Genomic DNA, 12,407 nt, shown 5'->3' on the forward strand with positions numbered 1-12,407 from the left:
CTTGCACGACAGAGGAACGGGCTGGAGAAGCACCCCACCGTGTCATGACATCTATAACGTAGGCTCTGTTTCAAGCCTTGGTCTGGTCAACATGGGGCTTACAAGCCCACGATTTTAGTCGTTGGGTTGTTGACCTTTATTGCAAACATGGAACAGAGCTCTTCCTGCCACGGGCGCAAATGTATTTGTTGAATATGTTTTACAGGAGCGTTTACGTATATATCAGCGCCACACCGGTCACAACAACGCTCATTCGGAAGTGGTTGTTGTTCAAAATATGAAAGCATTGTACGCCGACGACAAGTTTGTTCGTTTATCCATCGTTGCATAAATACCCATTTTTTTATTTTTTCTTGTTTTCTTTGTTCTATATGGGCGTATAGTTGATTAGCTAAAGTGTGTATATCTTCTTGCATATTCATTTGTTCTAGCCAATACAATAAAAGACGTTGTTGTACGTCTGTTAACCCCATTTCCTTCCGCCCATGGCGTAGAGCGTCCAATGCATAGACAATTTGTTCTTTTGTTGGAAATTCCATATCGATCATCAATTGTCCCATTTGTTCATCGCCTGAGGCATACAATAATATGGCAATACTTTCGTTTCCATCGCGCCCAGCGCGCCCAACTTCTTGCCAATATGCTTCTGGTTGTGTCGGCAAGTGAAAATGGATAACAAAGCGAACGTTCGGTTTATCAACACCCATTCCAAACGCATTTGTACAACAAATGACGTCTAACTGATCATAAACGAACTGTTGTTGAATAAGAAGTCGCTGTTCACCATCCATCCCTCCATGATAATAGCTTACGCGATGATCCTCACGAAGCACTTCTGCTAATGTTTCTGCCCATTGTCGACTAGCTACATACACAATTCCCGGTTTAGGTAACGTGGCGACAAGCTGTTTTAACGCCTTGATTTTTTCTTCTACCGTTTGAACATATTGCACGTATAAACAAATATTTGGGCGATCGAGCGGGTATATATGTTGCTTCACGTCGTCGAGTTTAAGCGTCGTTACAATATCAGCGATAACTTGACGTGTAGCTGTAGCCGTTAACGCTAAACATGGCGGATTGCCGAGCGTTTGGCGAAGAAGACCGAGCTTTAAAAAGTCAGGGCGAAAATCATGTCCCCATTGTGAAATACAATGTGCTTCATCTACGACAAACAACGAAATGTTTATACGTGTTAACGCTTCGATAAGTAAAGGGGATTGTAAAATTTCAGGCGAAGCATAAATAAAACGATACGACGCTAACTCACGCAACACATCTCGTTTTTCGCGATAAGACAGAAAACGATTGAGCGCTACAACACGTTTTTCACCACGATTTCTAAGCTGCTGTACTTGATCTTCCATAAGCGAAATGAGTGGGGAAGTAATTAACACACTGCCGTTTAATATATAACCCGGGAGCTGATAACAAAGCGACTTTCCACCACCGGTCGGAAGCATAGCGACACAATTCCACCCGCTCAGCACATCTTCAATAATTTCTTTCTGTCCGGTGCGAAACGAATTGTAACCGAATCGCTCCTTTAATATGTCAAACATCTTCCCGATCCCACCTTGCTAACGCGAGCCGAATTTCAAAATAAGAAACATCTGAAAGCGCCTCTTTAATTGCCCGTAATTTTTTCGTTTTTAACTTGTGCGCTTGTTGTATAATGCGCTTGCGTTTCTCTTCTTCTAAAAACGGTGCCGTAACAAACGACGGTATATATGTCGCGATTTCTACAATATGATCTTCAATCGTTCCTTTTTTCAATTTGCGCAATTGAGCAATTTGTTCGAGTGAATACCCTTCTTTTAGCAACTTATACGTTTTTTGTGCTGAACTCGTCAATTGTGCGCGCTTCTGTTCACGCAACGAATATAAGAGCGGAAATTTTTCCTTTTCTTGCTCCGTCATTTCAAGTATAAAGTGAAGCGCGTTTTGAAACGACAACAAAATAGCGATCTCTTCTTCCTTTAAAGCATAAGCAATTTGTCCGTTCGTCCATCCGATGCGCTCATGGCTTGTCAAACGCCAAACAAAGATGTTGGCATCTTTTTCTTCCACTTGACTAAGTAGCTCATACATTTCTTCATATAATGACCGAGCGATCGCCTGTATATGTTTATGTTGAAATAGCCATCGCTTAACAAACGACTGAATGCGCTCATCGCGATGAATAGGCTCAAACGATGTGCGATGAATGACGTTTGCCATCGCTTGAATAAGCAACGATAGCCTTTTCCAAAATAAAGAGGCTTCATTCATATATTTCCACCCATCGATATAAGGAGGAAAAACGAAATGACGGAGCTCTTTTTTTCCGCTTGATGTAACGTCATATATATGTTCGTCTGTTTGGTAAATAAATCCATTTGTTTCTAGCTCATGTGCGACATGAAGTAAACGTGAACGATCAATCGGTACCGTTCCAAAAAGACGGCTAACGTTATACCATTTACTATCTTGTAGCGTTTGCGCTGTTTTTTTTCCGTTTAGTAAATGATCAATTGCAGCAAGCGAACGCTCGCCACGAAAACGATCAATACAAAATAAAACGATATGTTGTAACATGCAACATTCACTCCATTTTCCCTTTCATTTTACCAGATTAGGCGAGAGGATGTGAGGGAAACTATGTGATGATAAGCATTTTCAATGGAGTTTTTTATTGAAAAGTTTTCAGAACACATTTATTATAAAAGTGTGAGGAATACGTTTCCAACGTTTCATATGAGACGATTGGTTCCATATAATTAAGGAGGGTCATTGTATGCCAAAGTACACAATTGTTGACAAAGAAACATGTATTGCCTGTGGTGCCTGTGGAGCAGCTGCACCTGATATTTACGATTACGATGATGAAGGTATCGCTTACGTGACATTAGACGACAACCAAGGAATTGTTGAAGTGCCAGACGTATTAATCGATGATATGATGGATGCATTCGAAGGCTGTCCAACAGACTCAATTAAAGTAGCGGACGAGCCATTTGATGGCGATCCAAACAAATTTGAATAAGAACATCTAAGGGCAAACTTCATACGGAGCTTGCCCTTTTCTTTTGTTCACTCATTGTCACTATTTGTCCAATCGACTATAATAAAAAAGTATACATAATAAAAAAGGAGGAATTTGGCATGGCGTTTGAAAACAAAGTTGTTGAAGCGTTTATTGAAATTCCAACAGGTAGCCAAAACAAGTACGAATATGATAAAGAACGCGGCGTATTCAAGCTTGATCGCGTCTTATATTCACCGATGTTTTATCCAGCAGAATACGGCTACTTAGAAAACACTCTTGCATTAGATGGCGACCCGCTCGATATTTTAGTTATCGTGACAAACCCAACATTCCCTGGTTGCGTCATCGAAACACGTGTACTTGGTTACTTAAATATGGTAGATGGTGGGGAAGAAGATGCGAAGTTAATCGGTGTTCCGGTTGACGATCCTCGCTTTGCTGATGTGCGTAGCCTTGAAGATCTTCCACAACATAAATTAAAAGAAATCGCTCATTTCTTTGAACGTTATAAAGACTTAGAAGGAAAGAAAACAGAAATCGGCACGTGGGAAGGTCCGGAAGCGGCTGCAAAACTCATTGATGAATGCATCGCACGCTACAACGAACAAAATAAATAAATTTCGTTTTTCAAGCTGGCTATAAGCCAGCTTTTTGTCCTTTTCCGAACATTTATATATAAAAACGCTTACATTTGTATGACCTTTCCGAAAGTTATTGACACATGTATACGGTTATGTTAAATTATCAGAAATTTAAAAACTTATTATTTGAAAGGAGCGGATAGTTGTGGTTCGCATTTTAGTAGCTGATGCAATGAGCGAAGAAGGACTTGCCCCACTTCTTGCTGATCCAACGATCGAAGTCGTGCAAAAAAAGGTAAGCGAGGTGGAGGGCGAACTTGATCAGTTCGATGCGCTGCTCGTTCGTAGCGCGACAAAAGTGACTGAACAATTACTGCAAAAAATGACGAATTTAAAAATTGTAGGACGCGCTGGCGTCGGAGTGGACAATATCGATGTCGATGCAGCTACACGATACGGTGTCGTCGTCATTAACGCTCCAAACGGCAATACAATTTCGACAGCGGAACATACATTTGCGATGATGGCTTCATTAGTGCGCCGTATTCCACAAGCACACATTTCAGTCAAATCACGTGAATGGAATCGTTCCGCTTTCGTCGGTGTCGAGTTATTCGGAAAACATTTAGGTATTATTGGATTTGGTCGCATCGGTTCTGAAGTAGCGAAACGAGCGCGGGCATTTGGCATGCACGTCCACGTATACGATCCATTTTTAACGAAAGTACGAGCAGAAAAAATTGGTGTCGATGTTTGCACGCTTGATGAGTTGCTTGCACAAGCAGATATCATTACTGTACATACACCGCTAACAAAAGAGACGAAAGGACTTCTCGGTCCAGAAAACTTAGCAAAAACGAAAAAAGGGGTATATTTAATTAACTGCGCCCGCGGTGGAATCATCGACGAACAAGCACTTATTCCGTTTTTAGAAAACGGACACGTGGCGGGCGTTGCTCTTGATGTTTTTGAACAAGAGCCGCCGGGAGACCATCCGCTTCTTTCGTTTGATAACGTCATCGTCACTCCGCACCTTGGGGCGTCAACGGTCGAAGCGCAAGTGAATGTAGCGACACAAGTAGCTGAGGAAGTATTAAAGTTTTTACAAGGAAAACCAGTCACATCATCCATTAACTTGCCGACACTTTCAAAAGATGTATATGAAAAAATTCAAGCATTTTATACATTAGCTCGAAAAATGGGAATCCTCGCCTCCCAATATATGAGCGAACCCGTCCAAGAAATTGCCATTACGTATTCAGGCTCTGTTGCCGACTTAGAAACGACATTTATTACACGTAGCTTGCTTGCTGGATTTTTAAAGCCTCGCGTCGCTTCAACGGTCAATGAAGTAAATGCAGCCATGATCGCAAAAGAGCGCGGCATCGCCTTTAGTGAAAAATTTTCAGCAAATGGAAACGACTACAACAACACCATTACATTAACGGTATATGGTGAAAATAAAACGTTTACGATGAAAGGCACGCATATCGCTCACTATGGTGATCGGATCGTTCATTTCAACGGTTTTGCAATCGATTTTGCTCCAGAAGGACATTTGTTGTATATTCAACACCATGACAAACCAGGAATGATCGGAAAAGTCGGAAACATTTTAGGTGCCCATCAAGTAAACATCGCAACGATGCAAGTTGGCCGTCAAGAAGTAGGCGGAAAGGCGATTATGATGCTTTCGCTCGATAAACCGCTTGATGATGCGCTTGTTGAAACGCTTGAGCAAATTAGCGATATTGATGCTGTGAAAAAGTTGGAAGTATAAAAGGTTCAGCCTCTTGGCTGAACCTTTTTTATCCAAGTGGAACGGCTTGTCGTTCCCCTTTCGAAAACGTCATAATTTCGGTGTAACCGACTGTTTTGGCCAAAGCAATCGCTTTGTCATAATCGGCACCGACATCTTGTGGCACATGCGCATCGGACGACAACACGATCGGAACGCCTTTGTCGTAGCACATTTGTAATAAGCGAGGATCAGGATACAGTTCACCGACCGGTTTACGCAATCCTGCTGTACTAATTTCTACGCACGTTTTAGAGTTCGCTAACGCTGTTGTTGCACGATCGTACTGTTCAAGCAAAAACTCTTCGTCCTCTGGCACATATTTAAAAATTTTCACTAAATCTAAATGACCGATAATGTCAAATAAGTTCGACTCAGCTAACGTGACAACTTGATCGAAATATTTTCGATATGTATCGTATATATCACGACGATCCCACTCTTTCCGAAACTCAGCTAAATCAATGCCAAAATCATCAACCCAATGAATCGAGCCGATGACATAATCGAAATCGTAAGCGCGAATGAATTGCGCCATTTCTTCATGTTTGCCTGGCGTGTAGTCCATTTCAATCGACATTTTCACATCAATTCCAGCATCCCACGCTTCATGAAATAGCCGAACATAGTCAGCCATGTCATAATAGCGACGCTCTTCAATCCACGGATTCGACAAAATGTTTTTCGTCTGATAAAAATGATACGCATGTTCGGAAATACCGAAATGTTCAATTCCTTTCCGTGCAGCTTCATCCGTAAATTGCTTTAAATAATCGAGCGTTAACGTGCCGCGCTCTAAATGATTATGGTAATCTGTTAACATTGCTTTCTCCCCCTCTCTCGTATTGTTTTTCATTATATAGTACAACGTTCTCTTTTTCTAGTTGTTTAATCCAACAAGAAACAATAAATGAATGCATGCTGCCATGCCAACAACAACGAGCACTCGTTTCATCATATCTTCCATCGTTTATTCCCCCCGTTCACCAATGACCATATATGTTGTATGCGAAAAAATGAACGGTTAGAACGATAAAACATGACATTTTACAATTCATTTACAATCGGATAAAAAAGCGTTCCAGCAAGTGACTGCAATAACGGCTCTTGCTTTTGATGATAACTTACAAGCACACATGTCGCTGGGCCAGCAGAAGCATGTGACGGAAGGGAACAACGAAGTGGGCGTTCCCCATGCATAAGCTTCCACTCATGCGATATCCCTTTTGAACCAACTGGGATTATTTCATACACTCCATCTACCTGCAGCAACATGCGAAATAAAGAAAGCGGAATGATTCGATCTTTCTTATGTATGACCGCTTCACCAACGAGTGGTTCTCCGATGACAGCCCAACGTGCATCCATTGGTGTAATATTTATTCTCTTTTCCTCTTTCCTTACCGTTCCTACAGCAACAACTCCAACAGCTGATTGCATAAGCGGCATGTTTGATTCGCTACTTCCTGTTATAGGAAGCGACAACTGTAACTCCACCATCGTTTGTTGGATTCCTGCGACAAGTTTATCCCATGATCCATCATCGACAAAGTTTTGTAGTACAAAAGCTTTTGGCGTTGCTCCAATGCTCATCAGTTCCATAAGCGAAACGCGAGCTCCATAGTAACTAACAACATCATATGGCGCTTGAACAACATCATATTGCTTTAAGCCAATTCCACCTGAACAGTCAGCGGCAAAAACGAGCTCATGTTGTTCATCAAATGGCACGCATAATACGTCACGCATGCTGCTTCCCCCACGCGCGTTGCAACGCTTTCGACACGACAACAGCAATTGCTAAATTGATGCCCGTAGCTAATGCAAGAGACGGAATGATAGAAAGTACAAACTCCGGGCTCATGATCCATGCAAAAGGTAACGGTGCAAGTAGTGCATTACCGATAAAAAAACATATATAACTAAAAATGAACCATCCTCGTCTTACCAACAAACCGACAATGTATAAAAGAGCGGCCATTTCAATAGCCACAAGTATATGAAATGGGCCAAGCGGAAATCCGCCAAATAAAGCAGATACAACATGTCCAACACTTGCCACAACCGCAGCAGCTGTTGGCCCGAGCAAAACAGTTGCTACAACCGCAGGTGCGCTATCGAGCGCAATACTTCCGATTGTAAATGGGATTTTGATAAGCGAACCAATGACCGACAAACTAATAAACATGACAAGCAACGTAAAACGTCGCATCATCATTCTCCTTTCTTTTCATTTTTATCACGAAACACAATGGCGCTTCGTTCGTATTCTACATCTTTCACCCGCAGGCGAGCGTTGACGACGCGCGCGACCGCAAATAAATAGTCTGATAGACGATTAATATATTGCAAAACAACTTCATTTATTTGTTCTTGTTTCATAAGTGCAACGACACAACGTTCTGCCCTCCGCGTCACCGTGCGCGCCATATGCAGCGCAGCTGCCTGTGGCGACCCTCCTGGCAAAATAAACCGTTCTAGCGGCGGCGCTTGTTGAATATATGCATCAATCCGTTCCTCTAAAAACGCGACCATATCGGGCTTTACTTTGTATGGCATTTTCTCGCCAACGATGGCTAAATCGCCGCCACAATCAAACAATTCATGTTGAATGCGCTGTAATTCTTGATAAATATCGCGAAACCGTTCATCTTGTAATAATGTCATCGCCCAACCGATGACCGAATTTGCTTCGTCAATCGTTCCATACGCCTCGACACGCACATGATTTTTATCGACTCTCCCACCAACTAAACTTGTTTGCCCTTGATCTCCTGTTTTTGTGTACAATTTCATATGAACCACCCCTATTTTATTTGTTCATTTATCCCACACCATACGTAATCAACACGGCTGCATATGCGCGCCAATTGTTGATACGACCAACCGACCGCATCTCGCCACGCTCGTTCATGCGCATCCATCGGCACAATACCTTGCCCAATATCACAGCCGATCCAAATAACCGTCCGATCTCCCCTTTTTTCCCATTCTCTCCATGCACATATATACGACATGATCACTTCTTTTTCCCGCTCTGTGTAAGGGATGAATCGTTTGCGAATCCATTGTTCTACCCCTTCAAGCACAACGATAAATGTGTTTTCATGATCATTTGGAAGTGGAAACGGCTGTTCATATGCACAATGCCAAACGTGTGGCGTATGCGTTAATGAATAATATGCGTTTACCCATTTTCGCTTTCCTTGAAACGCACCGCCGCTAACGAAATGCATCGTTTTCTCTCCTTCCAACGTTCTCTCGTATTGTAAAGTGTTACTCCTTCACCAAAAGGGACGTGCCACTCCCAAAACGGACGTACGTCTGGTGCGTACTGCGATAACACATAACGAATCACTCCACCGTGCGTCACAACAACAATATGCGAAGCCGATCGGCTTACAGCATTACTAATCGCTTGTTCGATACGCGTTTGAAACTCAGTAAAAGCTTCACCGTTTGGCGGAACGTAGCGAATCGGGTCAGCCAACCAGCGACGATACGTCTCAACCGTTTTCAACTGTTCATACGTTTTTCCTTCAAAATCACCAAAATTCAATTCACGCCATCGATACGAACATTCAATGACAACGTTTGGGAACAAAAGACGTGCCGTTTGTCGGCAACGAAGCAAATCGCTCGTCATGACGATGTCTGCTTCAAGCTGATGCGACATATGTGGCTCCTGTATAATCGGCACATTCGTCCAACCGATATATTGCTTCGCTTCATTTTCTTTCGTTACAAAATGACGAATGTATGTAATAGCCAAATGATGAGCCATAAAAATGTTTCGCTCCCTTCAATAAACGCACCAAGCACGTCTCCTGTGATCCCGCCAAACTGCTTCACCGCAAACGCGCGCGCTGCAACATAAAACAACATTAATGATAAGAATAATACGATCGTTTCAAACGATAACAAAGCAATCAGGCCGTATACAACGAGAAATGGCGCATACCGATGATCGATATGTTGGCGGAAGGCTGCCGCCATACCCGTTTGTTTCGCAAGCGGCGCAGTCAATAAAAGCAACGTCATCCCGAGACGCGAAAGGAACGGAAGGCAAAAAAGAGAAAATAGCGAGAGATGTGCGATCGTTTCAAACATAAAAACGAAGCGAAAGCCAAGCAAAAATAAAATGGATAACACCGCAAACGCCCCAACACGTGAATCGCTCATAATTTCGAGACGTCGTTGTTGATCGCGATACGAAAAATATGCATCGCTACAATCCATCCAACCGTCTGCATGCAATCCTCCTGAAAGAAAGATAGAGGAAAATAATAATAAAAACGACAAAACAAGCGAAGAAATGTGATCGGACAGTACCACATGTATGGCAACAAGAAAAAGTCCGATGATTGCACCGACGAAAGGAAACGAAAGGACAGCCACACGCGCTGTTCGTTCATTCCAATCCACTTGCATACGAATAGGGATGATCGTTAAAAACTGTATCGCTAAGACCACTCCGTGCCACATGGCCATCTTCCTTTCTTCACAATGGGCAAGCCGTAACGCATCAAAATGGCTACATCGCTACACGCAACAATGTGTTGATGCAATAAACCGAGACCGTGCATATACGTATACGTTCCTCGTTCGTTTGGTATACCGTCATAAAATATTTCGTTACTTACAATCACAAGCCCTTTTGCTTTGTTCCCTAATTGCTTAATTTGTTGCACGATACGTGGTACTTTTTCCTTCACATCCCATATATAATCGCGAAACAGCTCATTAGCCCATAAGTTGGTTAAACAATCAAGTAAAACAACATCACACCCACCAAACATCGGCATGATACAATCGAGATCATACGGTTGTTCCCACGTTTGCCAACGATCGTGTTTTCGCTGTTCTTGATGATGAATGATGCGTGCTTCCATTTCTTCATCCGTCCGCATCGCTGTGGCGATATAATGGAGCGAATCGCCCGCTTTCGCCATCATCTTCGCACATTGCTCCGCAAATGAAGACTTTCCGCTACGCACCCCTCCGCTAATAAATACAATCATTGCTTCCACCTTCTTAAATAAAAGAGGAGGTGATCGTTTTCCTCTTTCGTTCGAACCGCAAAACGGACATATTTTCCGTCCAGCCCTCGAAAATTAAGCGTATGCCGCGCGACAATACCATGTTGTAAAAGAAAAGGAAAAAGCGTGATCGTTTCGTCGTATAACATATAAAAATTGACGACAGACGGTGAATATTTGTAGCCAAGTTCATTCAATTGTTCAAATACTCGTTTTCGCTCCGATGCAATGTACACTTTCGTTCGCTCCACAAATGCATCGTCTTTTAATAATTGTTTCGCTATTTGTTGAGCAATCGTATTGACGCTCCACGGTGGCTGTTTTTTCATTAACTTTTTTACGACGTGTTCGTGTGCGAGCACATAGCCGAGTCGTACACCTGCCAATCGATACATTTTCGTTAACGACCGCAACACAATTAAACGATCAAACGTACGTAAAAAAGAAGAAACGGAATAACCGTCAATCCAGAAGTCATAAAATGCTTCGTCAACGACAACATATACTCCTTCATCATGCGCTGCATTTAACAACGTATGCATCGTTTCTTCTGACCATGCGGTACCGGTCGGATTGTTCGGATGACAAACAAATAGCGCGTGTAAAGACGGCAAGTTCGCAACCATTTGGTCTAGCGGTGGTTGCCAATGTTCATCTAACATAAACGAGTGAACGGTACAACCGTAAGCTTCACATGCCTGACGATATTCTGAAAACGTTGGCTCAATGATGCCAATACGTTTTCCTGCAAATTGTTCAGCAAGCAAATAAATGCACTCAGCAGCACCATTTCCAACAAAGACGTTTGACGGCATGACATGCTCTCGTTCCGCAATAATCGTACGAAGCGTCTCACTTCGCTCTTCTGGATATTCACTCATCCAACGCAACCACTGTTGTTCTATTGTCACATGTTCGTGCTGAAGCGGATTTACATTGACGCTAAAATCAATATATGAACGCGGGGCTTCCATTTGCATCGCTTCGTATAAACGACGCGGATTAGCCCCATGTGCAGGCAACTGCAAGCAAACTCCCCCCGATCGTAAAAGCTATTGTTGTACGTCTCATTATCGCCACCGCTTGCTTAATATGCTCACATTTCAACGGAACGGATGCATCGCCAATCGTTGGACGAACGGATATGACCCCGTTGTATGTATTCACCCCTCCGAGTTGAACACCTAATAGGGCAGCCATCGCTGCCTCGCACCATCCGCTATTTGGGCTTGGATGGTTGCGAGCATCGCGAAATAATAGTTTCCACATGCGTATGTTTGCGCGATGAATAAGCAACATCACACACGCTGTCAGTCGCGCAGGAACGTAATTGAACGCGTCGTCTAAACGGGCTGAAGCCCAGCCAAATTGGGCATACCGTTCATTTTTATATCCGAGCATCGAATCGCACGTATTTACCGCCCGATACAACATGGCTAACGCTCCCCCGCCAAGAAAAGCATAAAAAAGGGGCGCCGTTACTCCATCGCTCGTATTTTCCGCTACCGTTTCCACACATGCACGCACAATTCCATCTTCTTGTAACTTCTCTGTGTCACGTCCAACGATCATCGCCACGTTTTTTCTCGCTTCATCGATGTTACCTCTTTTTAGCGGATCAAGTACATCGTATGCGGCTTTTGCTAATGATGTTGGCGCAATCGAAGTAAAAATGATAATCGCTTCAACGAAAACCCCCACTATAAGAGAAAGTCGATATGCGCTTGCAATCAATGCATAACTCATTACAAATGTGAACGTACAGACGACAAAAAGGGTGAACACTCCTTTTCCTTTTCGCCATCTTCCTTTATTAAAACGACGATCCATATACGCAATCATTTGCCCAATCCAACAAACCGGATGGAAGCGGCGGGGATCGGCGAGCAGACGATCGAGCAAAAGTGCCAGCCATACCGCCCATATATGCGTCATCAACTTTCACGAAACTTACGCAAGGA

The 12,407-nt window shown here is 43.0% G+C and carries 15 protein-coding genes; 3 read left to right on the forward strand and 12 right to left on the reverse strand.

Translation table 11 applies throughout. From position 1 onward, the window contains the following. Positions 1 to 98: 98 nt before the first annotated feature. Both ABEV15_RS10555 and ABEV15_RS10560 read right to left on the reverse strand, forming a co-directional pair. The gene (locus ABEV15_RS10555) at positions 99 to 1,562 is read right to left on the reverse strand and encodes a RecQ family ATP-dependent DNA helicase (protein ID WP_498853170.1); all 1,464 of its coding nucleotides are present in this window, start codon (positions 1,560 to 1,562) and stop codon (positions 99 to 101) included. Next, positions 1,555 to 2,577 (reverse strand): YpbB family protein, encoded by a 1,023-nt coding sequence (locus tag ABEV15_RS10560; RefSeq protein WP_498853171.1) that lies wholly within the window; start codon positions 2,575 to 2,577, stop codon positions 1,555 to 1,557. The genes ABEV15_RS10555 and ABEV15_RS10560 overlap by 8 nt, the downstream gene beginning before the upstream one ends. Before the next feature lie 199 nt (positions 2,578 to 2,776). Between ABEV15_RS10560 and ABEV15_RS10565 the strand changes: the two genes are divergently transcribed. From ABEV15_RS10565 to serA, 3 genes are all read left to right on the forward strand, one after another. Further along, positions 2,777 to 3,025 carry a ferredoxin gene (locus ABEV15_RS10565; RefSeq protein WP_003394452.1) on the forward strand — a complete coding sequence of 83 codons (249 nt, stop codon included), beginning with the start codon at positions 2,777 to 2,779 and terminating at the stop codon, positions 3,023 to 3,025. 119 nt (positions 3,026 to 3,144) lie between these two features. Continuing rightward, the gene (locus ABEV15_RS10570; protein WP_019418534.1) at positions 3,145 to 3,645 is read left to right on the forward strand and encodes an inorganic diphosphatase; all 501 of its coding nucleotides are present in this window, start codon (positions 3,145 to 3,147) and stop codon (positions 3,643 to 3,645) included. Positions 3,646 to 3,814: 169 nt separating this feature from the next. Then, positions 3,815 to 5,389 (forward strand): phosphoglycerate dehydrogenase, encoded by a 1,575-nt coding sequence (serA, locus tag ABEV15_RS10575; RefSeq protein ID WP_498853172.1) that lies wholly within the window; start codon positions 3,815 to 3,817, stop codon positions 5,387 to 5,389. A gap of 28 nt (positions 5,390 to 5,417) precedes the next feature. On the opposite strand, the gene ABEV15_RS10580 is transcribed toward serA, so the two are convergent. The 10 genes from ABEV15_RS10580 to cbiB all read right to left on the reverse strand — a co-directional run bounded on the left by ABEV15_RS10580 (position 5,418) and on the right by cbiB (position 12,381). Further along, positions 5,418 to 6,230: a histidinol-phosphatase gene (locus tag ABEV15_RS10580; protein WP_004889781.1), complete on the reverse strand. Its 813-nt coding sequence runs from the start codon at positions 6,228 to 6,230 to the stop codon at positions 5,418 to 5,420. Positions 6,231 to 6,454: 224 nt separating this feature from the next. Next, entirely contained in the window at positions 6,455 to 7,156 is a 702-nt protein-coding gene (locus ABEV15_RS10585; RefSeq protein ID WP_004889780.1) for a hypothetical protein, read from the reverse strand. Continuing rightward, positions 7,149 to 7,619 carry an ECF transporter S component gene (locus tag ABEV15_RS10590; RefSeq protein WP_429630892.1) on the reverse strand — a complete coding sequence of 157 codons (471 nt, stop codon included), beginning with the start codon at positions 7,617 to 7,619 and terminating at the stop codon, positions 7,149 to 7,151. Before ABEV15_RS10590 ends, ABEV15_RS10585 begins: the two co-directional genes overlap by 8 nt. A 2-nt stretch (positions 7,620 to 7,621) precedes the next feature. Then, on the reverse strand, positions 7,622 to 8,203 hold the full coding sequence (locus ABEV15_RS10595) for a cob(I)yrinic acid a,c-diamide adenosyltransferase (protein ID WP_498853173.1): 582 nt from the start codon (positions 8,201 to 8,203) through the stop codon (positions 7,622 to 7,624). A gap of 11 nt (positions 8,204 to 8,214) precedes the next feature. Beyond that, positions 8,215 to 8,643 (reverse strand): bifunctional adenosylcobinamide kinase/adenosylcobinamide-phosphate guanylyltransferase, encoded by a 429-nt coding sequence (locus ABEV15_RS10600; protein WP_429630896.1) that lies wholly within the window; start codon positions 8,641 to 8,643, stop codon positions 8,215 to 8,217. Continuing rightward, positions 8,595 to 9,191, reverse strand: a complete 597-nt coding sequence (locus tag ABEV15_RS10605) for a histidine phosphatase family protein (protein WP_498853174.1) — start codon at positions 9,189 to 9,191, stop codon at positions 8,595 to 8,597. Before ABEV15_RS10605 ends, ABEV15_RS10600 begins: the two co-directional genes overlap by 49 nt. Next, a complete protein-coding gene (locus ABEV15_RS10610; RefSeq protein ID WP_498853175.1) occupies positions 9,149 to 9,898 on the reverse strand; it encodes an adenosylcobinamide-GDP ribazoletransferase in 750 nt (249 codons plus the stop codon). The genes ABEV15_RS10605 and ABEV15_RS10610 overlap by 43 nt, the downstream gene beginning before the upstream one ends. Next, the gene (locus ABEV15_RS10615) at positions 9,871 to 10,428 is read right to left on the reverse strand and encodes a bifunctional adenosylcobinamide kinase/adenosylcobinamide-phosphate guanylyltransferase (RefSeq protein WP_498853176.1); all 558 of its coding nucleotides are present in this window, start codon (positions 10,426 to 10,428) and stop codon (positions 9,871 to 9,873) included. Before ABEV15_RS10615 ends, ABEV15_RS10610 begins: the two co-directional genes overlap by 28 nt. Further along, positions 10,425 to 11,474, reverse strand: coding sequence for a threonine-phosphate decarboxylase CobD (cobD, locus tag ABEV15_RS10620; protein ID WP_498853177.1), 1,050 nt, complete (start codon positions 11,472 to 11,474; stop codon positions 10,425 to 10,427). The genes ABEV15_RS10615 and cobD overlap by 4 nt, the downstream gene beginning before the upstream one ends. After that, on the reverse strand, positions 11,449 to 12,381 hold the full coding sequence (gene cbiB / locus ABEV15_RS10625; protein ID WP_088223249.1) for an adenosylcobinamide-phosphate synthase CbiB: 933 nt from the start codon (positions 12,379 to 12,381) through the stop codon (positions 11,449 to 11,451). Before cbiB ends, cobD begins: the two co-directional genes overlap by 26 nt. Between the last annotated feature and the right edge of the window lie 26 nt (positions 12,382 to 12,407).

The sequence above is a fragment of the Bhargavaea massiliensis genome (genome assembly GCF_050480245.1).
GTDB lineage: Bacteria > Bacillota > Bacilli > Bacillales > Anoxybacillaceae > Anoxybacillus.

What these genes read in the sequence shown, in the direction of transcription:
- ABEV15_RS10565 (WP_003394452.1), top strand. Translation starts at nt 2,777, where the DNA reads ATGCCAAAGTACACAATTGTTGACAAAGAAACATGTATTGCCTGTGGT.
- ABEV15_RS10610 (WP_498853175.1), bottom strand. Translation starts at nt 9,898, where the DNA reads ATGGCCATGTGGCACGGAGTGGTCTTAGCGATACAGTTTTTAACGATC.
- ABEV15_RS10580 (WP_004889781.1), bottom strand. Translation starts at nt 6,230, where the DNA reads ATGTTAACAGATTACCATAATCATTTAGAGCGCGGCACGTTAACGCTC.
- ABEV15_RS10615 (WP_498853176.1), bottom strand. Translation starts at nt 10,428, where the DNA reads ATGATTGTATTTATTAGCGGAGGGGTGCGTAGCGGAAAGTCTTCATTT.
- ABEV15_RS10560 (WP_498853171.1), bottom strand. Translation starts at nt 2,577, where the DNA reads ATGTTACAACATATCGTTTTATTTTGTATTGATCGTTTTCGTGGCGAG.
- ABEV15_RS10605 (WP_498853174.1), bottom strand. Translation starts at nt 9,191, where the DNA reads ATGGCTCATCATTTGGCTATTACATACATTCGTCATTTTGTAACGAAA.
- ABEV15_RS10590 (WP_429630892.1), bottom strand. Translation starts at nt 7,619, where the DNA reads ATGCGACGTTTTACGTTGCTTGTCATGTTTATTAGTTTGTCGGTCATT.
- ABEV15_RS10570 (WP_019418534.1), top strand. Translation starts at nt 3,145, where the DNA reads ATGGCGTTTGAAAACAAAGTTGTTGAAGCGTTTATTGAAATTCCAACA.
- ABEV15_RS10585 (WP_004889780.1), bottom strand. Translation starts at nt 7,156, where the DNA reads ATGCGTGACGTATTATGCGTGCCATTTGATGAACAACATGAGCTCGTT.
- ABEV15_RS10595 (WP_498853173.1), bottom strand. Translation starts at nt 8,203, where the DNA reads ATGAAATTGTACACAAAAACAGGAGATCAAGGGCAAACAAGTTTAGTT.
- cbiB (WP_088223249.1), bottom strand. Translation starts at nt 12,381, where the DNA reads ATGACGCATATATGGGCGGTATGGCTGGCACTTTTGCTCGATCGTCTG.
- ABEV15_RS10600 (WP_429630896.1), bottom strand. Translation starts at nt 8,643, where the DNA reads ATGCATTTCGTTAGCGGCGGTGCGTTTCAAGGAAAGCGAAAATGGGTA.
- ABEV15_RS10555 (WP_498853170.1), bottom strand. Translation starts at nt 1,562, where the DNA reads ATGTTTGACATATTAAAGGAGCGATTCGGTTACAATTCGTTTCGCACC.